We start from the raw sequence: 22,415 nt of genomic DNA on the forward strand, positions 1-22,415 counted from the left end.
GCGGTCTCGACCTCGGCGATGACGAGGAAGATGAAGCCTCAGCATTTGGGACTTTGACCTCTGGGGATCTCGAAGCGGGGATATCCGATCCGTTTGGGGAAGAAGATGCAGATTTTGTCGCCGAAGCAATACCCGATCCGTTTGGGGCAACGACCTCAGATGACCTAGACATGGATCTGGGCGACTTGGACGAAGATGGTCTTGACGATGATTTCTCTGTATCTGATAACGATGACCTCGACGATCTCGGACTTGACGATCTGGGGGAAGCAACTACCGGAGATCCTGATGAAGATGATTTAGATGCTCTAGGTCTCGGCGATTTGGATTCCGATGATGAGGATGAAGAGATTTCGGGCTTTTTGTCGGATTTTAAGTAAGGTTGCGATCGCCCAAGTCTATCCTAGTCTTGAAGTTTCCCGCTCTATTTGTGATACCATTTCTCAAAAAGAATGCAACTGTAGGCCCGTGTTCCAAACCCTGAGCGACCTCAGTCATTCCCAATCGAAAATCGAAAATGGTATGAGTTGTGAGTTGCGAGTTGTAAATTTTTAATTAACTCAAACTCACAACTATCAAATGGCTTTTTATTTCTAAATTTGAACAACACTAAATCCCTGCTGTGAGGGATTATAAGCCCTCGCGCAGAATTTTTTAGGTCAAATTTAGAAGGCTGCGGCTGCTGCGGAAATATTTCAGTTGGCTGCATCTATTTTTCAGAGGAATTACGCCAAAGCCAGTATTTCTATTATTGTTCGCTGCCACTCGTGCGATCGCACTTTAACAGATGTTTTTTCGCTCCTGCGCCTGTTCGCGATCGCCAAACACAGGTACTTCCTCGCTCCGGCACCTGTCCAGTTCGAGACTAAAAACAATTTAAAGGGAGAACATTTGAGATATGACTGCTATTACTACTACCGAACCAGAAGCTTTAAACTTTGAATGCGAAACAGGCAATTATCACACATTTTGTCCGATTAGCTGCGTAGCTTGGCTTTATCAAAAAATTGAAGATAGCTTTTTCTTGGTCATCGGTACCAAGACTTGCGGCTATTTCTTGCAAAACGCCATGGGCGTGATGATTTTTGCCGAACCCCGCTATGCAATGGCTGAGCTGGAAGAAGGCGATATTTCCGCTCAATTAAACGATTTTGACGAGTTGAAGCGGCTGTGCTTGCAAATTAAGCGCGATCGCAACCCCAGTGTAATCGTCTGGATCGGCACCTGCACCACCGAAATCATCAAAATGGACTTGGAAGGGTTAGCACCGAAACTCGAAGCAGAAATTGGCATTCCCATCGTCACAGCGCGCGCTAACGGCTTGGATTACGCTTTTACTCAAGGGGAAGATACCGTTTTGGCAGCTATGGCTGCTAAATGCCCTGACAAAGCTCCTGTTGTAGAAGCTCAGAAACAGGAAAGAAATGCTATCTCTCAACTGCTGAATTTCGGTAAGAAAAAAGAAGAAGTAGCAGCAGACGAATCCGAATATGTCAAGCACACACCGCTGGTACTTTTCGGTTCCTTGCCCGACCCAGTTGTCACTCAGCTAACCTTAGAATTGAAGAAGCAAGGAATCAAAGTTTCCGGTTGGCTTCCTTCCAAGCGCTACACAGAATTGCCAGTCTTGGAAGAAGGCTATTATGTATCTGGCATGAATCCGTTCTTGTCGCGCACTGCTTCTACGTTGATGCGCCGCCGCAAGTGTAAGCTAATTGGTGCGCCATTCCCGATCGGCCCAGACGGAACTCGCGCTTGGATTGAGAAGATTTGCTCAGTTTTGGGCATCGAACCAAAAGGTTTGGACGAAAGAGAAGCGCAAATCTGGGCCGGTTTGGAAGATTACCTGCAAATCATTCGCGGCAAATCAGTCTTCTTTATGGGCGACAACTTGCTAGAAATTTCTTTAGCACGTTTCTTGATTCGCTGCGGCATGACTTGCCCGGAAATCGGCATTCCTTACATGGACAAGCGCTATCAAGCCGCCGAGTTGGCGCTGTTAGAAAAGACTTGTCACGAGATGGGAGTTCCTACTCCTCGGATTGTCGAAAAACCCGACAATTACAATCAGCTTCACCGGATTTACGAGCAGAATATTGACTTGGTGATTACTGGTATGGCTCACGCTAATCCTTTGGAAGCGCGGGGAATTAATACTAAGTGGTCTGTTGAGTTTACTTTTGCTCAGATTCACGGCTTTGGTAATGCGCGGGATATTTTGGAGTTGGTGACTCGTCCGCTGCGCCGGAATAATTCCCTGAAGGATTTGGGTTGGGGTGATTTGGTGAAGAAAGAAGCTAAGGTTTAGTCGCTTTAGCTAAGATAGTAAGGTGGGCGTTGCTCACCTTATTTTTTTTTGAACCGCTGATGTAGGCAGATTAACGCAGATGAACGCGGCTGAAAGTCAATTCAAATCTCTGGATTATTATTTGAGTCTGAAATATCCTATTACTTTTTATCCAGAATCTGAAGGTTTTACGGCGATGATAAAAGACCTTCCGGGTTGTATGTCTGTGGGGGAAACTTTGTCGGAAGCGATGGAGAATATTGAGGAAGCTAGGGAATTGTGGATAGAGACAGCTTATGAATGTGAAGAGAAGATTCCTTTACCTGCAACGGAGGTTGAGTATAGCGGTAAGTTGTTGTTACAGATTCCTAAATCTCTGCATTTGAGTTTAGCAGAAAAAGCCGAAAGCGAAGGAGTTAGTCTTGACCAGTACATTCTGGTTGTGTTAAGTAAAGCAAGCTAAAAGATAATCAGATAAGGATTATCAAGTTTGAGGGACGGTTAAAGGGCGATCGCTATTTTATTTTTTTATGAACCGCCAAAGCGCAAAAGGTGTAGAATCAGGAGGGGAAGAGAGCGATCGCCTCATCTTGAACTTCGAGCATATTGAGTTTTTACATATTGTCTTACTACAGGCTGAAGAGTGAAAACTATTCCTTTATTGAGTGCTTCTTTTGAAATCAAAGAACGTCGCCCTAACGATTGTACCGCATCGAGTAAATCAGTCGGAAATATCTGTATTTGCTGTAGTAATTTTGAGATAGAAACTGACTCAGGCTCATTGGCAAGGACAGACATTACCTGTTTTTCTAAATCTGACAAGCGGTTAAACTCTTGATGCAATCTACATTTCAAATCTTCACCCAAAAACAGCGGAGAGTATTGCCAGAATTCAGAAACGCTGCCATTAAAGAAATCTTGAATCGCTGTAGCAACTAAATTTAACCATAAGGGATTGCCTTGGTAGTAGTCAATCAGTATTTCCCATTTTTCGTCTTCAACTAAACCTTTATCTTTGAGAATTTCCTGTCCAGCTTGCGGCTCTAAACCTTGCAGTTGCATAGACCTACAAGGTCGGTTTTGGCCTTCTAATTCTGTAATTTCTCTAGGTTTGTCGCAACCGAGCAGGACTAAACAACTATTATGATATAATTCTCCTACTCGCTTGAATAGTAAGCCATAATCCTCATATCCAGTTTGGTAGTGACCCGCTAATTTTCCGCTGCTGAAAATCATCTGCACGTCATCCAGAACGAGCAGACATCGATACTTTTGCAAATATTCCATTGACTGGGATAGTAAACCGTCTAAGCTTAGCGCTAAAAACTTTCCCTCGCTTTTCTCTGCAAAAGGGGGGTGGGCGTGCTGGTTAGATAGGAATTGAAGCAGATTTGCTTGAATTCCTGCCAGAGGTGGTGAAAATTGCAGACTTCGCCAAATAACGCAGTCAAATTTATCTTTAATCTGTTCTACTAACTGCACTGCTAAAGCTGTTTTGCCAATACCGCCCATCCCTAATAGTGTCACTAAGCGACAGCGTTCCTGCACGATCCATTTTTTTAGCGTAGTTAGTTCCTCAGTGCGTCCGTAGAAAGGAGAGATATCAGGTGCTTCCCCTAAATTTGGGTGTGAGGTAGCGGTAAATTCTGGAGAAAAAGATAAGACGCGGGCATCCTTATAAGCTACAGAGATATCGCTGTCTAGCTGCTGGCAGTCTAATAGTTCTAAGGATGGCAAACTTTTTCCTTGACTGTTATTAGTTTCTACAAAAGCTTTCCAAAATGGCAAAAGTTGAGAAAATCGCCAGCGTCGCTCTAGTGCTGCCCGAAAATTTGTTTTATTTAGTTCTTCACCTAATACATTTGAAAGTAACCGCCACAACCGGAAGCCAACTTCTCTAACATATATTTCAGAGCGATGATGATGCCTAGCAATTTCTTTATATTTTTGATTGTCCCACGCCCCCCGCAATATAGCCTTTTGCAGATTATCTAGGTGTTTGCCCGTCATGGCAAAAACCAGATGATCGGCAAATTCTAAGATTTCTTCAACATCCATTGGTCAGTTGGAGGTAAATTTTTAATTATATTATAACATAACTAAATATAACTTTTTCCAACTCAACCAGCTAAATCCAGCTTTTTTCAACTAAATTCAAAATAAAATACCTACTTTATCCAACTTTATATGACTTGACAGGCAATACGTTCACCGCCAAAATTAAAAGTAGTTAATTTTTGTTAATAAATCGTAAGGAGCTATCTGTGTCTTACTTATTAATCTATGGAATTCTTGGCTTTTGGGTATATAGGGATTCACTAAAAAGAAAAATCGATCCAACTTTTCCTTGGGCAACAGGAAATTTACAATTTGGTTCATTTATATTGAAAAAGCAAGCAATAGTTCCTTGGGCGATTGGAACTTTTTTGTTAGGGCCGATCGTATTGCCGGTTTACATCGCTAGACGACCTTTAATGGTTGGTGAAGTGCGCGAGGGTGGCACAGCTTGGAACATTCTGAAAAGCTTTGCCCTTTTCTGGACAGTTTTTATGTTTGCCTCGCTAGTATTAACTATAATAGGAGTTGGCAGCCAAGCTTCAACAGAGGCAGAACAGGCAGGAGTAGCGATCGGAGCTTTCCTTTCCTTGATTCTGTTCTGGTTCTTTCCAGTCGCAGGGGCACTGATACTGGGACTCTTCTTAAAGAAGTCAAGTATAGTTGAAAGAGGCCCAACAGGGCGTTTAGCAACCGAGACAAAAGAGTATTTGACATCCGAAGAAAGCCCTGAAAATAAATAATTTAGTTCTCATTAACAAAGGAATTCATATGAGCGACGAGCCAAGTCAGAATTTAGAGGCTGTGCCTGCCAGCGAACCTGCGAGCGCCTCAGTTACTAATGTTACCAATCAAGGCGACAGCCCCTCGATCGATTCAAATAGCCAAATTAAATTAGAGCAGCAGGTAGTAAATGAAAACGCGACTTATGCTGAAAAGACAGACCGACTAAAAGTCATAACTAAGTTGCTCAAAGCAGTGACCCCTCTAATTTGGGCAGGTGTTATCGGGCTGGTAATTATTCCACTTTTAGGTAATTGGATAATTTCACAGTCGGTAACTTCTAACCGCTCATTATCATCTCCAATATCAACAGTTACGGTTCCCGCCCCCCCTGACTTGAGCAAAGTTAGCCTAGAGATTCAAGGTGCTATTAAAAAATCCCACGCTCTAGCTGAAAATTTTGCTTCTAAAGAGTTAGATACATGGGAAGGAGAATTAAACGGGCGCGTCGATAGCTTCTTAGATTGGTATTTTGATTATTTTAATCAGAAAAAAATGGAGTTTGCGACTCCTTTTAAGTTTATTGTTTCTGCTGTAACTCATAAATTTGATATGTCAGCAGCATCTCAAAAAGTTGCTGAAAAGTTAACAGAAGATTTTCAAAGAGAATTTGCTAAGCGGGTACTGGTTCCCAAAATTGCACAAATGAGATTGGAATCAATCACTACAGAAACCACTAACTTGTATATCTCCGAACTTGGCAATAACATTAAAGGCATTCAAAGCAGTTATAACATCCCTCAAGGAGAGTGGGAAAAGTATCTGAATGATATTGCTGTAACCATTAATGACACGGAGGGCACTCTATCCAATTTTTCGTTAAGAGTATTAATTGGCGGCGGCGGTTACATAGTCACTAAACCTTTACTTATTGGATTGGCAAGCAAGGTAGGAAGTAAAGTTATGACCAAGTTTGCTGGAAAGGCTGCGGCAAAGATGGCAGCAAAAACTGGTGGAACCGTTGCGGGTCAGCTTGGGGTTAGTCTGATAGATCCTATTGTGGGTGTAGGTATATTGATTTGGGATATCTGGGATTACCATCGCACAGTCCAAGTAGAAAGACCAATTTTGCGTCAGAACATTTTAGCCTACTTGGATCAAGTGAAAAGTTCACTGTTAAAGAATCCCGAAAGTGGCATCATGACAGCAATTAATCAGTTAGAAGTAAGTATTTTGAAGGGAATTAAATCAGCCCCTGATACATTGTCTTCAACATTGAATTCAGACAAGCTGACGAGCAAATAATTTTTACGCGACGCGAAAATTTACCCGAATAAAAAATCGCGATTTTCTTTGGGATAGGTGCGATCGCGATCGCCCTTCTCCCCCAACCATTCCCGAATCGCGGACTAAACCCCCGTAACACAATTCAGAAACTGCCGCCTATAATCAAAACTAGCCAGAAATTCTCATCACTTGCAGAACCGCCATGAGTCGAGACAGCGAAAAAATCAGCTATTCAGAGAAAACAGAACGCCTCAAAGTCATCGCTCAGTTTATCAAAACCGTGACACCGATGATTTGGACAGTTGTCATTCTAGTAGTCATCATTCCCCTCTTAGGCAACTTTCTAATATCCCAGTCGCTAACAAATACCGGAACCACAGCCGTTGTAGTCTCCCCGCCCCACGACTTCAGCAAAGTCAACCAAGACATTAAAAACGCCATCCAAACAGCCCATACAACAGCCGAAACCTTCGCATCAAAAGAATTAGACAAATGGGAAACCGAAGTAATAGCACGAGTAGACAACAGCTTCCTCGATTGGTACTTCGATTACTTCAATCAAAAAAAGATGGAGTTTACAGTCCCTTTCAACTTCGTCAAATCAGCCGTACTCAACAGGTTTGACATGACAGCAGCATCTCGTGCCGTTTCCGAAAAATTAACCGAAGACTTCCAAAGAGAATTTGCTAACCGCGTGCTGGTACCCAAAAACGCTCAACTGCGATTCCAATTAATCACTCAAGATACTGCTAACTTGTACATAGCCGAAGTCAGCAAAAATGTGAAAGTAGTTCAAAACAATTATAACATACCCCAAGTACAGTGGGACAAATATCTCAACGATATTGCCACCACAATTAGCGACAAAGGAAACATCTCGAATTTATCATTAAAAGTATTAGTTGGCGGCAGCGGCTACTTGCTTGCTAAACCCTTAATATTAGGAATGGCAGCTAAAGTGGGCAGCAAAGTTACAGCAAAAGTTGCCAGCAAAGCCGCCGCCAAGGTAGCCACAAAAACAGGCGGTACAGTTGCTAGTCAGTTGGGAGTAGGTTTAATCGACCCGATTGTCGGCATCGGCATTATCATCTGGGATTTGTGGGATTACAATCACACAGTCCAAGTCGAAAGACCGATTTTGCGGGAACACATTGTAGAATACTTGAAAGATGTGAAAAAATCACTGCTCACAAATCCTGAAACCGGAATCATGGCAGCAATTTATCAGTTGGAAAGCGGAATTATCAAGTCACTTTCATAAGCGGTAACTCCCTGTAGTTTCCGTCACAAACCAAAAATTAGTAAGGAACCCTCAAAATCAGTAACTCCTATGAATAGAACTCTTTTTCAAGAAGAAAGCAGCGAAATGCTGAAATGGTTGAATAACAACCGTCGGATGTTATTAGACTTATATCGCAATCAATATATTGCTTACAATGCTCAAAGATTAATCGCTCACAGCGAAAATTTGCGTGAAGTTTTGGATTTAGCAAAAGCTTCAGGAGAGTCTTTTGTAATTTACTTAGTTCCCCGTCAAACAGCTTCTATTCAGATTTTACCGATTCACTTTCGTACAGTTACTCGCCACGATTGGCAGCCCAACTATCGTGTAAAGTTGAAACATAGAGATTTGGAGCTTTCCACAATGATGTTAGTAGACTCTGGGGCAGAATTAAGTTTAATTTCCTTAAAAGTTGGTCACGATTTAGGATATGCTTTAGCTGATGCCGAATCTACGTTATTAGCAGAGACTATAGGCGGCAGGGTGAATTATGTTTTACGCGACGTTGAAATGACAATAGATGGTAATAGTTTTCTGGCTCCTGTGGCATGGTTGCAAAAAGACACAGGCGGAGAACAATTGCTTTTGGGTCGAGAAGTTGTGTTCGATAGATTTAATATTGAGTTTAGGCAAGCTGATGAGCAAATAACTTTCACATGGCGTGACAATATATCAACTTAAACCAATTTAAACCTCAGAATTCACGTTCTCAAAAAGAGTTTCAACCTCGTACACACTACCACAATTAACGCCAAAATTGCCGTATATCCAAAACCCCTCAAAAACCCCATAAATGGAGAAGTTGAAGTCATCTCAACAATCATCGGTTCCCATTTACTTAAAATCAGGATTGGCCAGATAATATTCGCAAATCCCGCATAGCCAATCATCGGATTCACCCCGTTATCAATAAACAACTGCAAAAACCATCTCTTGTGAAACACATCGATAATTATCGTCAACCCAATCAACAGAAAAATCGCCATTCCAGTAGTTACAAAAAAGTAACTCATCGTCGCCGAATCTTTCTTAATTCCACCCTCATAAGGCTCAAACAGCAAACCCAGAACCAGCCAATAAAACCCCCATTTGTAAAGGCGGTTCAAGACATTTTCCGTGACATTCCGAGGATTTTTCAACAAAAGCAAACCGCACAAACACAGCACCACCGTCACTAATGAAGCCTGCCACACCAATCTAGCTTGCAGTCCAATTAACAACACTAAATTGACAGCAAACATCAAAATCATAATGCTGAAATAGCGCCAACTCTTCCAGCTAGCATAACTCGCCTCTTCCGGCGAACGATACTCTATCCACCGACCCAGCAAATCGCCCGCAATTGTACCGGGAATCACTACAAACAAATACTTTAAATAATCAAATTGAAACAGCCAAGGTGCAGGAGAGTACAGCCAAACAGACTTAATCCAACCGTCAGTATGAGAAGACAGCCGCGCCGCCAACAGCAAGCCCAAAAATCCCACTCGCAACCACACATTTGAACGAGTAAACAGCCAAATTATCGAGCCGAAAACCGCCACATTTGCGAGTACCATCAAGATAATATCGCTGCGGTTAAGAGAAAATCCTACACCGTTGGGATATTTGATTTGAGATACGAAGCCAATCCCGGCACTCCAAGCAGCAATGGTTAACCCTCTGCGCCGCCACACAGACCACTTTTGGGGCCAGCGAACGTACATCAAAAATAGTATTACAAATCCGCATAAAGCCAGCCACCACTTGTCGGCGGTAGATGCGTCGGGGTTAATTGTACCCGGGCGAATGTGCTGGAGAAATATGGCAAATGATGCTAACAAAAAGCCTCTTTGCAAAATCGAGAAAATTACTTTTTTTGTATCCCATCCCTTGGCGAGGCGGCGCGATAAAGCTAGCGGTATGGCGGCCCCCATTGCAAACAAAAAGAAGGGGAAAACTAAATCAACCCAGGTTAATCCTGCCAGTTTATTGTTGAAAGCATGGTCTGGCGGTGGCAGTTGGGCGTGATACATCCACGCAGGTAATGTTTGGCGGGCTATTGTACCTGATAAAACCATTGCTAAAACTGCTAGTCCGCGCAGCGCATCCAGCGCGTCGGCGCGTTGGGGAACGGCAGCAATTGCTAGCGGTTTTTGGTTTTTGATGCTATTTTGTGATTCCGATGTTGTGTGTTCCAATGCACTCACCAATTCTTCATTGAATAACTGTAAAAGCTGTCTAGCTTATTTTTTGCCAATTAGTTTGTGTAGCCAGCTTCCTAATGCTAGGCTGCTGAGTCTTTCTGCGGAGTGTTTTTTGTTGACTGTTAATCTCGAAATACGGTATTTATTGGGTGGAAAAAACCGCAATTTTAATTTGAGACTGTCGTACAAGTATCCTGATGAGAAGTATTTGACGAGGTATTTGTCAACTTCTTTGTTGACGGCGCCAAAGGGGTAGGCTATGTGAGAAGCAACTATTTGATTTGGATCTAAGTCTTTGGTGCATTTTCTGAGTATAATTTGGTCTTGAGATAGTTCTCTGTCTAATGCTGTCATAGAAATTTTTGTAAGATTTTCGTGGTTCAGTCCGTGGGATTGAATATCATAAAAACCTTTTTGCATTCCGTCTCTTAAGTCTTGACAAGTTACCTTTTTTATGAGTGAGTCTTGACGCCCTAAGAAGCCGGAGTTGACAAATACAACTACTTTAGTTTTTCTGCCATATTTATTTTCGAGTTTTTGTAAAATCGGGAGTAAGTGCGTATAAATGCTTTTGTTTCCATCGTCAAAGGAAATCATAACTTTTTTGCGATCGCGATATTCACTCGGCACCGGCTTTTTGGGATTGGCGATGAAATACTCGTAAAGTTCTTGGGTTGACAAAAACCAATAGTTATGGCTGACTAAATCCTCTAAAAAAGGTTCCAAGTTTTGCTGGCTGTAGTCGCCGGGAAAGTCTCGCCGCTGCGGCGGTATTTCCTGGGGATTCCGAAGGTCAACTATATCGTGAAAGCCGAAAATCGGAATTTCTACTGTGATGATTTCTAGGATTACTTGATAAGTGATGAAAGTTAGGAGGAATGCGAGTAAAAAGCTAATAATGCGTTTTTTTCGGGGCGTCATACCGGGTTTAAAATACTCCGGCCATTTGTTAACTAAATAATTTACCATTGACAATTACAACCTCATGAGGTATAGGGGTCAGGCGGCAGTATGAGGGTTTTTTGATCCCAGGTGCTGGGAGTGTCTAGATTGTCGATCGCGTCTTCCGTAAAGATGAGCTAGGTCAAGTCTAGCATGATACAATTTATGGCGATCGCACTTTTCGTGCCACCCGGGTCCAAAGCTGACAATGTTTATTTGTTGCCCGAATTTTTTCCAAGTGATTTTCTTTACTTGTGATTTCCCCCCCGAGGTGGTAGCATATTTCTGCGAAAGTCCGATCGAACCACAATGATGAAGATAGCGGTAATTCTGCCTGTTTACAACGAAGCAAATTGCATAGAGCAAACCTTTGACAGAATTTTAGAATTTTCTCAAAAAAATCACGCTTACAATTTTATCATTGTTAATGACGGCTCAACGGACAATACCCTAGAAATTATAGACAATAAACTCCAAACTTTCCCCACACATCACATCAAACTCATTTCTTACAGCAACCGTCAAGGCAAAGGGTATGCCGTAAAAAAAGGATGCGGACATTTAGACGCCGACTGCATTTGCTTTATGGATGGCGACTTAGCTTACTCCCTCGAACACCTCGAACCCTTAGTAGAAAAATTAGAAAAATTTGATGTTGTAATTGGTTGCAGAAATCTCGATCGAGAAAACTTCCGAAATCTTACCTTACTCAGAAAAATAGCCGGCAAAATATTTAACTTAATTTCCCGAGCCATCCTGAATCTACCCTATAGAGATATGCAAGCCGGACTCAAAGGATTTAAAAAAATGCCAGCCCAAGAAATCTTTAAAAGACAAACACTTACAGGCTTTTCATTTGATGCCGAACTGCTTTTCTTAGCCAAAAAGAAAGGATATACAATTGGTGAAATTCCCGCCCGAGTTTCCCAGCAACACCTCTACAAACTTTCTCAAGTCAACATACTTAAAGATTCCCTAAAAATGCTGAGCTGCTTGTTTAAAATTAGATACAACGACCGCGCTGGCTACTATGAATAAATCAATCTTGTTGAGCTTTGACATAGAAGAATTTGACATCCCCGAAGAATACGGTCAACCCCTGGAAGACGAGATAAAATTTGAAATCTCTAGCCGAGGCTTGTCAAATATTATTGTACTTCTCGACAGATTAGAGATTACAGCCACATTTTTTGTCACAGCCAACTTTGCACTCCACAACCGAGATACAATCAGAGAACTATCAAAACACCACGAAATCGCCTCCCACGGCTTTTACCACTCTCAATTTTGCCTAGAAGATTTACAAAAATCCAAACAAACGTTAGAAGAAATAACTAATACTCACGTCACTGGATTCAGGATGGCAAGACTTCAGCCCGTTGACGACATAGAAATAGAAAAAGCAGGCTACGAATACAACTCGTCAATGAATCCCACCTATATCCCCGGTAGATACAACAATTTATCTAAACCCAGAACTGCATATTATACCAATAAACTGCTCAACCTTCCCATTTCAGTTACTCCTCTGATCAGATTTCCCTTATTTTGGTTGAGCTTTAAAAACTTCCCCCTGTCAGCGATACAATTAGCAGCCAAGCTAACCCTAGAAACAGACTCGTATCTGAACATCTACTTTCACCCCTGGGAATTCACAGATATTTCCCAGTTTAAATTACCAGGTTACGTCAAAAAAGACTCAGGCAGCAAAATGATTGACAAATTAGAAAAATACCTTACAAAACTTAAAACCCAAGGAAAATTTATTTCTATTTCCGAATTTAAGCACAACTTCAGTCAGCCAGGGCTTGAGCACTCCGACTAAAGAAACCGGGTTTTTTAACTCTTATTAACGGTTTGAGCCAAGTATTTTGGCGAAAAACCCGGTTTCTGGCAACCTGTGGGTAAGTCCTATCAACCTTAGAAAAAATATCTGGTGCAGTAAAAACTATGAAATTCAAACCTCTCGACTCGTGGAACAATCAAACAGGATTGCGTCAAGTTACAATCCTAGCAGCCATTTTTTTTATATTAGTTTTAACTTTTAGCATAATCCGCTACGAAAGCTTCTTATCCACCTACGATCACGGCCTATTTAACCAAGTATTTTGGAATAGCGTACACGGCAGATTTTTTCAAAGTTCAATGTCCTCAGCCGCTTCTAGCGCCTCGTTGATGGACAGACAACTGTCATACCCGTCTTACATCCATTTAGGGCAACACTTTGTTATAGATTTTTTGATTTGGATGCCGATTTATGCCTTATTTCCCTCTCCTGTTACTTTGATTGTTTTGCAAGTAGGTTTAATTGCCGCCGCCGGAATAGTGCTGTATTTCTTAGCAAGACATTATCTATCTGTTCCCCTTTCGGTAATGATAGTAGCCAGCTATTACGGAGCAAACGGTGTCATAGGCCCGACGCTGGGAAATTTTTACGAACACTGCCAAATTCCTCTATTTGTATTTAGCTTGCTCCTAGCATTAGAAAAGCAGCGCTGGTCGCTATTTTGGCTGTTCGCAGTTTTAACTTTAGGCACTCGCGAAGATGCTGGAATTAGCTTGTTTGGGATCGGAGCGTATTTAGTTGTCAGCCGCCGCTACCCCCGGGCGGGCATAGCTTTGTGCGCTCTGGGCTTTAGCTATGTGGTGTTCGTAACTAATACAATTATGCCGATGTTTTCGGCTGACAATTCCCGCCTGTACATAGCTAATTACTTTAGGAAATTCGTCAAAACGGAGAATCCGTCAACTCTAGAACTGCTGTGGGCGATTATCAGCCAACCTCAGATAATGATTGAAGTATTTTTTAAAGATGCAGGGAGGAGAATTTTATACCTTTTAGGTCATTGGTTGCCCTTAGCATTTGTACCTGTTATTACTCCGAGCGCGTGGATAATGACTGTTTTTCCTTTACTGGTTCTGCTGCTGCAAGTTGTTAATCAGGCTGCTACATCCATCAACACTCGCTACACCTTTGCTGTAATTCCGGGGTTATTTTACGGTACAATACTGTGGTGGTCGCAGCATCAAGATAAATTTAAACCGAGGCTCCACCGCTTCTGGATTGGGTGTATTGGTTTGTCGATCGTACTTACCTACACTTCTAATCCGGGTCGAGCTTTGTATTTTATTTCTCCTTATTCTTTTCAACCTTGGGTTTATCAATCTTTGCCGGCTCAACTGGGTCATGCAGCTAATGTCAAAAAAGTCTTAAGTTTGATTCCTCAAGATGCTAGCGTTTCCACTAGCGGTTATATAGTTTCTCACCTTTCGGGCCGCCGAAATCTGATTCGTTTAGAAGTAATGCAGATGAAAGATGAACAGGGAAAAGTGGTGGAGGTCGATTATGCGCTGTTAGATTTGTGGCAGTTGCAGCAGAATAATTTAAAAGCTCCCGTTGACCGAGGTAGAGTTAGGGGGGGAGTGCGTTTTACAGACGAAGCTCTGCAGAACGGTTCTTACGGAATTGCTGAAGTATTGGACGGGGTGGTTTTAGTTCAAAAAGGCATAACTTCTAAGCCTGATGTTTTGGCGGCTTGGTCGAAATTGCGCCAAGAAATCCAACCGTTGATGAAATAGTCGAAAGGAAACGATCGATCGCGCAGTTGCGATCGCCCCCGAGCGAGTAAAATCAAGTAAAATTGCCAAAAGGTCGATCGACCCCCGTTGCTCGACTAGATTTGCATTCAAGGTTTGCTATACTCCAGAAATAGACACATACTAACCTTTAGAAAATCAATAGGCCGGAGCTATGACATCCTATGCAACCTCTACAGCAAGAGCCGAGATGAGTGAGATCCGGCGCTTGAAAAACATACTGCCCCCAGAACTCCAAAGTTGGGTAACAGTAGAAAAAACAATAGAAGTTAATCCCACCCTGATCCGCAGCGAAGAAATAGGCAAAGACCAGGTAGAAATACAGATAGACCTGATCCGCTGGGAACAGCTAGCAATGGATCAGCGCAACCTCCTATTTTGGCACGAAGTCGCCAGAATCCAAAACGACACCATCCCCAGAGACGGTTGGGAAATGGCTGCCCTCGCCATCGGTTTAGGCGGCGCCGTCGGCGAACTTTGGGTGCAAGACGGCTTGCTGCTGTTACTGGCCCTATCTCTGTGCGGCGTCTCCGGCTGGAGACTTTACCAAAAAAACAACGGAGAGAAAAGTTTAAAAGAAGCAGTAGATGCTGACGAAAAAGCCCTCGCCCTGGCCACCCGCTTCGGCTACACCCTCCCAAACGCCTACAAAAGCCTCGGCAGCGCCTTAAAAACCTTAATCGAGCAAACTTCCAAAAAAACTCAACGGGCTAAGTACGAAGCTCGTCTCCAGGCCCTGAAACGCAACGCAGCCAAAGCCAAAGCCAAAGTCAAACCCATCACCCGCGAAACCTCCCAGTCAGAAAACGTCTACAATTCTTAACCTCATCCCCCGACGTTTGGTGCGGGGGTTTTCAAGTTAACGGTTAACTTTTGACTTTCGTGTTAACTGCGGTAATACCAGTTTGGCAGCGGCTGCGTTCAAAAAATCTTTCCGCCCAAACTTTGACGGGTAGACTCAAGTCTACCCTTGCCTTTGATATCGGGACGCTCGCCGATCGAATTTTCAAGCGTTATTGTAAAGTTTGCATAAAGCTAGCCTTTTGATAAGAACAATATTTGGTAAAGGTGGAGCGGCTAGGACACAATAGGCTAAAGACATCAGCTTGAAATTTGAAACTAGGACTTCATGGTCAGCCAAACCCCAGAGGCAGATTTTCGGGTTACGTACTTGGACGAGATTCCCTCCGTTCACATACCCGTGCGCTTGAGCGTACTTGAAGCCGTAAACTTCAAGACAACCTGCCAGCAACTTTTCTCTGGAAGCACCGTTCCCAGCAAAATTGTCCTAGACTTCAGTCAGACGACATTCATTGACAGTAGCGGGATCGGTGCTTTAGTCAGCAATCTGAAATTTGCCAAACAGCGCGGTAGCGACTTGGTGCTGCACAGCCTCAAGCCGCAGGTGATGGCAGTATTTGCTCTCACCAGCCTAGATCAAGTGCTGACTATCGAGCAGCCTTCTGCAACCTCAACTCCCACAGTGACCGACTCCTCGGACAATCAGCTACCGATGACGCACCCCTCAGTGCAATCGTTGGTGAAACGGCTGATAGATGTCGTTGGGGCAATCGTCGGTTTGATGATTACGGGAATTTTGCTCGTACCCATAGCCGCAGCCATCACGATTAACGATCCGGGCCCGATATTTTTTGCACAAACCCGCTGCGGCTGGATGGGGAGAAAATTTCGGATTTGGAAATTTCGATCGATGTGTACCAACGCCGAAGCCATGAAAGCTCAAATTAAAAACCAAGCTTCCGGCGCATTTTTCAAAAATGACAACGACCCGCGGATTACCAAAGTCGGGCGCATCTTGCGCAAGACGAGTCTTGACGAACTGCCGCAGTTTTGGAACGTGCTCAAAGGCGAAATGAGTCTAGTCGGCACCAGACCCCCTACCCCAGACGAAGTTGAGCGCTACGAAGTCCCTCAGTGGCAGCGTTTGGATGTCAAGCCCGGGATGACCGGCGAATGGCAAGTTAACGGTCGCTCTAAAGTGCGCGATTTTGAAGATGTCATCCGTTTAGATTTAAAATACCAACAAGAGTGGAGCCTGATGTATGACCTGAAACTAATTGTTAAAACCATAACTGTGCTGTTTAACAAAAATAGTGGCGCTATGTAGCAGCGGTCAACAACCCACCGCTGAACTGTGGCGTTGCTGTTGCCGACGGGCGGCGGCAACTCGAACTCGATACGCAAGTCAAGCAGGCGATCGCTCGCGATACTTACCTTAGTATTAAGTGTTAAAATTCACAGCGAAGAAAATGTGCAGCTAGTTGCTAGATCTGCGATCGAAGCATTAATTAGCAATTTGCAAGTTCGAGGTCGCGATCGAATGACGCCAGCAGGGTTTTCGATCGCGACAAGAACTCAGGTGTGTTGAGAAAAGTACCGACTGCTAACACGGTCGAATCTCAAATCACTCCCGGCAAGCTGACGCCTGCCCAAAAACGGATACCGTGCCACGTACTTCAGTCGTGGAGAGATCGAACATTTTACACTCTTGTTAAATCTCCAAGATTCAATGCGAGAGTCAAATCTCAAATCGAAAAATCTCAAATCTCAAATCGACTGACCCCGCCCAAAAACGGATACTGGCTTTGCGACTCCTGTCGTGGAAAACCTAAAATTTTAGACTAAAGTTCGGGTTCCTTTGATTCACGGCGCTGCAAGTCAATTCTTCAATTCTTCAATTCTTCAATCGACTGAATCGGGAATTTTTCCTATTTAAACGCCCTACCGAGGCGGGTTACAGTATCGGAAGCCTCTCATTTTCTGTGCGAGTAAATGGTGCGAAAGGAATGCTCACCTTGAGGCAAAACGGGCTTCTTCAACTCAAGCTTGACTAAACTAATATGTTGCCAAGACATTGCCCTCCTTTTCCTCTCCAACCTGCGCTGACTACAGCGGTGGTGGGGGGCGACCAGGGAGAAGAAAAATGAAAGACGAGCAACTAAATGCCGAGTTCCACCTTCAGGTTAAAACAGACCTAAAGGCTCTGACACAAGTTTCGGAATGGTTGGAGAATATTGTTCTGCCGCTGATACCACAGGAATTGTGGTGGCAGTGCAGCCTGATTGTTAACGAAGGCTTTACAAATGCTGTCCGCCATGCTCACCAGAACTTGCCCCCCGAGACGCCGATCGACATTGAGGTAAAAGTGTTTGCAGATTACTTAGAAATTAGGATTTGGGACAGGGGTCAACCCTTCAACCTGGAATCAAAGCTGCGCTCGATCCTGCAAGAGCAGCGCGATCCCTTGGACAGAGAAGGAGAAAGGGGACTGGTGTTCATGTACAAGCTCACCGACGAGCTTCGCTATATCCGTACCGACGATCGCTGCAACTGCCTGGTAATGCGCAAAAACATTATCTAAGGGCGCGATGCGGGCCCGATCCTGGGCGGCTTCTGACGATCGTCGGCAGGTCCGGGCGCCGCCCCTGAGATGCTCCCGGGAACCCAACCACATCCTCTGCAATTTACCGGGTGGACGATCGAGTTAGTCGCGGCAGGCCAATTTGCTTCAAACTAAATATTATGCGTATTCTAATTTATTCCTATAACTACTATCCAGAGCCGATCGGCATCGCCCCCCTGATGACAGAACTAGCCCAAGGCCTAGTCAAGCGCGGCCACCAAGTCCGAGTCGTCACCGGAATGCCCAACTATCCCCAGCGGCGAATTTATCCGCAATATCGGGGCAAATTCTACCTCACCGAAGAACACAACGGCGTCACAATTCAGCGCAGCTACCTGCGCGTCAACGGCCCCCATCCCAGCCTCCTAGACCGGCTGTTGCTAGACGGTAGTTTTGTCGCATCCAGCGCCGTCCAAGCCTTCAGAGGCTGGCGTCCCGACGTGATTTTCTCCACAATGCCACCTTTACCGATTTGCGTCCCAGTCGCCTTTTACGGCTGGACTCGCAATATCCCGATCGTCCTCAACGTACAAGATATCGTCTCAGAAGCAGCCGTGCGCGTCGGCTTGGTCAAAAAAAACGGAGTGCTAATTCGCATTGCTGACGCCCTCGAAAAATTTGCCTACAGCACAGCCAGCCAAGTCAGCGTCATCGACAGCGGTTTTGTCAAAAAATTGCACTCTCAGGGAGTACCCCCGGAAAAAATAGTTTGCGTTCCTAATTGGGTTGATGTCAATTTCATCCGTCCCTTACCCAAGGAAAATAACCCTTTTCGCGAAACCCACAAACTCAACGGCAAATTTGTGGTTCTTTACGCTGGAAATATTGCGCTAACTCAGGGCTTACAAACAGTTGTCAAAGCAGCGGCCCGTTTGAAACATATTCCCGAAATTGCTTTTGTAATTGTGGGCGAATCAACAGCACTGACGCGCTTGCAAAAAGATTGCGAAACCTACAAAGCTACTAATGTAATGTTGCTGCCATTTGAACCGCGAGAAAAATTGCCCGAAATGTTAGCTGCTGCTGATGTTAGTTTGGTCGTACAAAAGCGCCGGGTTACTAACTTTAATATGCCTTCAAAAATTCAAGTGCTTCTCGCCAGCGGCAGGGCAATTTTGGCGTCGGTTCCTGAAACTGGCACGGCGCAGAAAGCAGTGCAGCAAAGCGGCGGCGGGGTTGTGGTAGCGCCGGAAGATCCGCAGGCTTTGGCTGATGCTGTTGAGGATTTGTTCTTAAATTGCGATCGGGTGGATGCGTTGGGCGAGCAAGGTAGAAAGTATGCTGTGGAGAATTACGGATTTGAGGAAGCTTTGAATCATTATGAGGCTTTATTTGCGGCGGTGGCGGCTAGTCATGCTGAGAAAATCTTGGAACCTTTGCCGAAATAATCAGAATAATTGGGTTATTTAACACCAACAATTATCTGTTGCTCGATCGACCACAGATGCAATCCGACTCCTAGGGAAAATTTTCTTCTCTCCAGCATGGTTTTTTAGCGAATATACGCGAGAGAACGAAGAATTTTGGGAAAAAAGTGGTTTGTCCATAGCCGTGCCTCCAGGGCTGATTTAGAAGTGGAAAGAGGCGATCGCGCTCAACGAGAGTTAGAGCAGTTGCGGGCTGAAGTGCGATCGATCCTAATTCAACCGGACTTGTGAGGGGAATATGGCTTTACTTAATTTGAGCATAAATTCACATTTTTCAGGCCAGAAGATAGACTATGAAGCGCCTTTGACTCGCGCTGAACTTAATTGATAGCGTCAATCAGCAACGCCAATCATTTCACTCCTTTGGCTGTCGCGGATTGAACAAGTTAATAAAAAATATCCGATCGCGACAGTCAAAGGGCAAAATCTACAAACTAACTCTCGTTATGCTCTTTGCGCGCTTTTTTGTGGTTGATAACATAGACGCCCCAAGGGAGGCGAATTCCAGTAAGCGCCGTCAGTCCCAAGCGAGCGTGTTCGGGATTCGAGGCATCCAAATCCGTCCAACTGAGGTTAGTTTTGTGCAAGTTGGCCTCAGCTAAATTAGTACCGTTGAGATTAGCCCAACTCGCATCAGCATAGCTGAGATTTGCACGGCTTAAATTGGCTCGTTCTAAGTCTCCTCGACTTAAATTAGCTCCTTCTAAATCAGCTTTGTGAAAGTTGCAGCCAAGGGCGCGAATGCTGTGCAAGTCAGCTTGATGCAATCGGGCACTGGAGAAATTGGCACTTTCGGCGCGAGCAAAACCGATCGCCGCCCAACTGAGGTTAGCTTGGCTGCAATTAGCCTCTGTTAAGTTAGCTTTTGAGAGGTTTGTTCCTTCTAAATTAGCTTTCCACAGTACCGCACTGTGAAAGTTAATTTCTGAGAGATTCATGCCGCTTAAATCTACTGCTGTGAGATTGGTGTAGCTGAAATCTCTCTGTCCTCGGTCATATTCGTCGCGAAACTGTGCGCTGTTCATTTGTTTGCGGTTAGAAGTTGCGTCAAAAAATGGCATCATGGCTGTTTTCCTGAGTTATGTCGAGTTTGTTGAGTTGGCAGCCGCTCTTGGAATTGGAGAGCGGCTAAAGGTGAGAAATTATCGATATGATTTGGGAGTCACAAACTTTCTATCGCCTGCAATTTTGCGCTGGAGTGTTTGCTGGAGGCAGTTGCCTAAAAAGTCAGCAGCACTGGGGGCCAGTTCGAGGTATTTGTGCAGTCGGTGGAAGTTGCCGATTTTGCCTTCTGCCGGCACGAATTCTTGGATAAGTTCGCGAATTCGCAGGTGTTCTGCGAGGTACTCGCGGATGTATTTGAGATCGTTGATCCGTTTGCGAAGGTCTTCGGCCTCTATTTCTTCAGGGCTCGATCGCGATTTCCAGAACCGGAACTGCGTTTGAATAGCGTGCTGTTGGGCGGTATCGAGGAGGTATTCTGCTGCTTTGAGGAAGCGCTGAATTTCTTGCCGGATGCCCGATCGCACTTGTTCTTCCAGCTCGTCTTTGAGGTTTTTCTGGGCAAGTTCATCTGCCAATATGTTTAGCAGAATTTGAATTTCCTTAGAAGCCATCAAAATGTCAGCTTGTGCCAGTTGCAGATTTTGCAGGAGAATGTCGTAGTGGTTTGGGAGGATTTCTGCTCCCTCAGAGGCATTTTCAACTGCGTAAACTTGGTCTAAAAACTGTACCAACTCCGGGTAGTCAGTGCGTCCGGTTTGCTGCACTTGAGCGATATAGAGGCTTAGCAGGCGGATTTTGTATTCCGAGTCGGATATAGATGGCTGGGGATGCACAACCGGGTTTTCTGAGTCGGGAACTAGGGAGATGCGGGTTTTGGCGGAGCTGGGATGTTGTGAGTTGATCATGTTTACCTCTTTGATGGGCGATCGCTAATTTTTTGGTTGAGGGGCGCGACGAAAGGAAGTTGCCACGCACCCTACAATTAGTTGAGATGGCTGCCGTTGTCAGAGTTGGGGCAGATGTCAGTCAAGGTTTCTGCCTGGGCCATCAGTTCCCGGCGGCGGGCTTCCAGCCAAAAGTCTCGCTGATTCTTGACTGCATCGCTGAACGATTTTTCGGTATCTTCGCGGAAAGCAAGGGCGATCGTCATCGCGCAAGCATAGCCGCTAGTAATCACAGACAGCAGCAGCATGAATAAGGGGAAACCCATTCCTGCGATATCGCCACTCAGCAGTTTGTTAGTGCAACTGAGAATTGCCATTCGCGTTGCTTCAATCCCGGAGGCAATTTCACCGGAAGGAATGAAATGCTGTTCGTAAAGTCGCGGCATTTCTTTTTTGAGAAAAGCAAGATCGTTGCCCATCTGAGAACGGATCACCAGCAACTGTTCCATGTTTTTCTTCGCTGTTTCGTAGTTTTGATAAGCTTCTGTTCGCAGCCGATCGACTTGGCGGCACGAAGGAAGTTTTTCTAAGGGAAGTTGATTCCAATTAGTGTTGCGATCGCCCCAAGTTCCGTACAGTTGGACAAAAAGAGATTCCCATCGCGGATTGGTTCTTTCGAGTTGGTTTAATTCCCGTTCTCCGTCTTGGCAGCGTTTCGCAGTGTCTTGATATTGGGGACTATCAAGTTGCTTGAGGGTTTCCAGTTGTTTTACCTGTTTTTCAGTCGATTCTGCTGCTTTCATCTGGCTCAGCCCTGGTTGATTGAGCATTAATTCTGTTCCGACGAGAGAGGCGATCGACTGGAGGATATTGATTGATAGGGAGGCGGCGATCGCCCATTGTTGCCATGTTTTGTTGTATTTTGTGCGGGCTGAAACAGCCGTCGTTGTGTCGTTAGTGAATTTCAAAATCAGGATGTTGCACAACGAAGTCAACACCACACCAAACAAGCCCATATCCTTAAAGGCAAAGAACAGTAAGGGATAATTTGTGAAGAAGTTAAACAGACTGCTGACAGTAACTGTGCCCGCAGTCAGTGTTGCTTGCTTCGCCAAGTCTTGAGAAACGATAGCCGTTCCGTGAAAGGCTTTTGGATCGGCGATGAGTAATTCCTTTAGTCCGTTCAGGAGTTTCTGCCTGAAATTTTTCGGTTTTTCGGTAGTAGGTGGATTTTTTGCCTGTTCGCGGAGATGGGCGTATTTAGGGTCTTGCTCGATGGAGTAGAGTAAATCATCAACTTTGGGTAGTTTTGGCAT

General features: G+C 44.5%; 21 protein-coding genes and 1 pseudogene. 16 read left to right on the forward strand and 6 right to left on the reverse strand.

Translation table 11 applies throughout. From position 1 onward, the window contains the following. The 3 genes and pseudogenes from QUB63_RS21340 to QUB63_RS21350 all read left to right on the forward strand — a co-directional run. A pseudogene (locus tag QUB63_RS21340) lies at nucleotides 1-380 on the forward strand (DUF5331 domain-containing protein); the annotation flags it as partial. A 518-nt stretch (nucleotides 381-898) separates the two neighbouring features. Next, nucleotides 899-2,308, forward strand: coding sequence for a ferredoxin:protochlorophyllide reductase (ATP-dependent) subunit N (locus QUB63_RS21345; protein WP_332947307.1), 1,410 nt, complete (start codon nucleotides 899-901; stop codon nucleotides 2,306-2,308). Between the two features lie 79 nt (nucleotides 2,309-2,387). Next, on the forward strand, nucleotides 2,388-2,750 hold the full coding sequence (locus QUB63_RS21350; protein ID WP_332947308.1) for a type II toxin-antitoxin system HicB family antitoxin: 363 nt from the start codon (nucleotides 2,388-2,390) through the stop codon (nucleotides 2,748-2,750). Between the two features lie 122 nt (nucleotides 2,751-2,872). Here the strand turns inward: QUB63_RS21350 and QUB63_RS21355 are convergent, their stop codons facing one another. Further along, nucleotides 2,873-4,345, reverse strand: coding sequence for an NB-ARC domain-containing protein (locus QUB63_RS21355; protein WP_332947309.1), 1,473 nt, complete (start codon nucleotides 4,343-4,345; stop codon nucleotides 2,873-2,875). 206 nt (nucleotides 4,346-4,551) lie between these two features. On the opposite strand from QUB63_RS21355, the gene QUB63_RS21360 reads away from it, so the two are divergent. The 4 genes from QUB63_RS21360 (at nucleotide 4,552) to QUB63_RS21375 (ending at nucleotide 8,315) form a co-directional block, all read left to right on the forward strand. Then, nucleotides 4,552-5,085 (forward strand): hypothetical protein, encoded by a 534-nt coding sequence (locus tag QUB63_RS21360; protein WP_332947310.1) that lies wholly within the window; start codon nucleotides 4,552-4,554, stop codon nucleotides 5,083-5,085. Nucleotides 5,086-5,113: 28 nt separating this feature from the next. Next, nucleotides 5,114-6,370 (forward strand): hypothetical protein, encoded by a 1,257-nt coding sequence (locus QUB63_RS21365; RefSeq protein ID WP_332947311.1) that lies wholly within the window; start codon nucleotides 5,114-5,116, stop codon nucleotides 6,368-6,370. Between the two features lie 184 nt (nucleotides 6,371-6,554). Further along, nucleotides 6,555-7,613 carry a hypothetical protein gene (locus tag QUB63_RS21370; protein ID WP_332947312.1) on the forward strand — a complete coding sequence of 353 codons (1,059 nt, stop codon included), beginning with the start codon at nucleotides 6,555-6,557 and terminating at the stop codon, nucleotides 7,611-7,613. Between the two features lie 69 nt (nucleotides 7,614-7,682). Further along, nucleotides 7,683-8,315, forward strand: coding sequence for a retropepsin-like domain-containing protein (locus tag QUB63_RS21375; RefSeq protein WP_332947313.1), 633 nt, complete (start codon nucleotides 7,683-7,685; stop codon nucleotides 8,313-8,315). A 20-nt stretch (nucleotides 8,316-8,335) separates the two neighbouring features. Here QUB63_RS21375 and QUB63_RS21380 read toward each other — a convergent pair whose 3' ends face one another. After that, nucleotides 8,336-9,823 (reverse strand): DUF5009 domain-containing protein, encoded by a 1,488-nt coding sequence (locus tag QUB63_RS21380; protein WP_332947314.1) that lies wholly within the window; start codon nucleotides 9,821-9,823, stop codon nucleotides 8,336-8,338. Between the two features lie 36 nt (nucleotides 9,824-9,859). Then, nucleotides 9,860-10,789 carry a polysaccharide deacetylase family protein gene (locus QUB63_RS21385; protein WP_332947315.1) on the reverse strand — a complete coding sequence of 310 codons (930 nt, stop codon included), beginning with the start codon at nucleotides 10,787-10,789 and terminating at the stop codon, nucleotides 9,860-9,862. Nucleotides 10,790-11,071: 282 nt separating this feature from the next. Between QUB63_RS21385 and QUB63_RS21390 the strand changes: the two genes are divergently transcribed. The 9 genes from QUB63_RS21390 (at nucleotide 11,072) to QUB63_RS21430 (ending at nucleotide 19,441) form a co-directional block, all read left to right on the forward strand. Next, nucleotides 11,072-11,800, forward strand: coding sequence for a glycosyltransferase (locus QUB63_RS21390; protein WP_332947316.1), 729 nt, complete (start codon nucleotides 11,072-11,074; stop codon nucleotides 11,798-11,800). Continuing rightward, nucleotides 11,793-12,587 carry a polysaccharide deacetylase family protein gene (locus tag QUB63_RS21395; RefSeq protein WP_332947317.1) on the forward strand — a complete coding sequence of 265 codons (795 nt, stop codon included), beginning with the start codon at nucleotides 11,793-11,795 and terminating at the stop codon, nucleotides 12,585-12,587. The genes QUB63_RS21390 and QUB63_RS21395 overlap by 8 nt, the downstream gene beginning before the upstream one ends. 125 nt (nucleotides 12,588-12,712) lie before the next feature. Continuing rightward, nucleotides 12,713-14,341 (forward strand): DUF2079 domain-containing protein, encoded by a 1,629-nt coding sequence (locus tag QUB63_RS21400; protein WP_332947318.1) that lies wholly within the window; start codon nucleotides 12,713-12,715, stop codon nucleotides 14,339-14,341. A gap of 172 nt (nucleotides 14,342-14,513) precedes the next feature. Then, nucleotides 14,514-15,182, forward strand: coding sequence for a DUF3318 domain-containing protein (locus QUB63_RS21405; protein WP_332947319.1), 669 nt, complete (start codon nucleotides 14,514-14,516; stop codon nucleotides 15,180-15,182). 306 nt (nucleotides 15,183-15,488) lie between these two features. Beyond that, nucleotides 15,489-16,487 (forward strand): sugar transferase, encoded by a 999-nt coding sequence (locus tag QUB63_RS21410; RefSeq protein ID WP_332947320.1) that lies wholly within the window; start codon nucleotides 15,489-15,491, stop codon nucleotides 16,485-16,487. Between the two features lie 27 nt (nucleotides 16,488-16,514). Continuing rightward, a complete protein-coding gene (locus QUB63_RS21415; RefSeq protein WP_332947321.1) occupies nucleotides 16,515-16,748 on the forward strand; it encodes a hypothetical protein in 234 nt (77 codons plus the stop codon). Between the two features lie 555 nt (nucleotides 16,749-17,303). After that, the gene (locus tag QUB63_RS21420) at nucleotides 17,304-17,741 is read left to right on the forward strand and encodes an ATP-binding protein (protein ID WP_332947322.1); all 438 of its coding nucleotides are present in this window, start codon (nucleotides 17,304-17,306) and stop codon (nucleotides 17,739-17,741) included. Nucleotides 17,742-17,902: 161 nt separating this feature from the next. Then, complete coding sequence (locus QUB63_RS21425; protein ID WP_332947323.1) at nucleotides 17,903-19,171, forward strand: WcaI family glycosyltransferase; 1,269 nt, start codon at nucleotides 17,903-17,905, stop codon at nucleotides 19,169-19,171. A 135-nt stretch (nucleotides 19,172-19,306) separates the two neighbouring features. After that, complete coding sequence (locus tag QUB63_RS21430; RefSeq protein WP_332947324.1) at nucleotides 19,307-19,441, forward strand: hypothetical protein; 135 nt, start codon at nucleotides 19,307-19,309, stop codon at nucleotides 19,439-19,441. A gap of 203 nt (nucleotides 19,442-19,644) precedes the next feature. Here the strand turns inward: QUB63_RS21430 and QUB63_RS21435 are convergent, their stop codons facing one another. The 3 genes from QUB63_RS21435 to QUB63_RS21445 all read right to left on the reverse strand — a co-directional run bounded on the left by QUB63_RS21435 (nucleotide 19,645) and on the right by QUB63_RS21445 (nucleotide 22,415). Then, the gene (locus tag QUB63_RS21435; protein WP_332947325.1) at nucleotides 19,645-20,274 is read right to left on the reverse strand and encodes a pentapeptide repeat-containing protein; all 630 of its coding nucleotides are present in this window, start codon (nucleotides 20,272-20,274) and stop codon (nucleotides 19,645-19,647) included. Nucleotides 20,275-20,352: 78 nt separating this feature from the next. Then, entirely contained in the window at nucleotides 20,353-21,120 is a 768-nt protein-coding gene (locus QUB63_RS21440) for a hypothetical protein (RefSeq protein WP_332947326.1), read from the reverse strand. 77 nt (nucleotides 21,121-21,197) lie between these two features. Further along, nucleotides 21,198-22,415 (reverse strand): hypothetical protein, encoded by a 1,218-nt coding sequence (locus QUB63_RS21445; RefSeq protein ID WP_332947327.1) that lies wholly within the window; start codon nucleotides 22,413-22,415, stop codon nucleotides 21,198-21,200.

Origin of the sequence: Microcoleus sp. ARI1-B5 (assembly GCF_036705795.1) — a bacterium.
In the GTDB taxonomy this organism is placed as follows: Bacteria; Cyanobacteriota; Cyanobacteriia; order Cyanobacteriales; family Microcoleaceae; genus Microcoleus.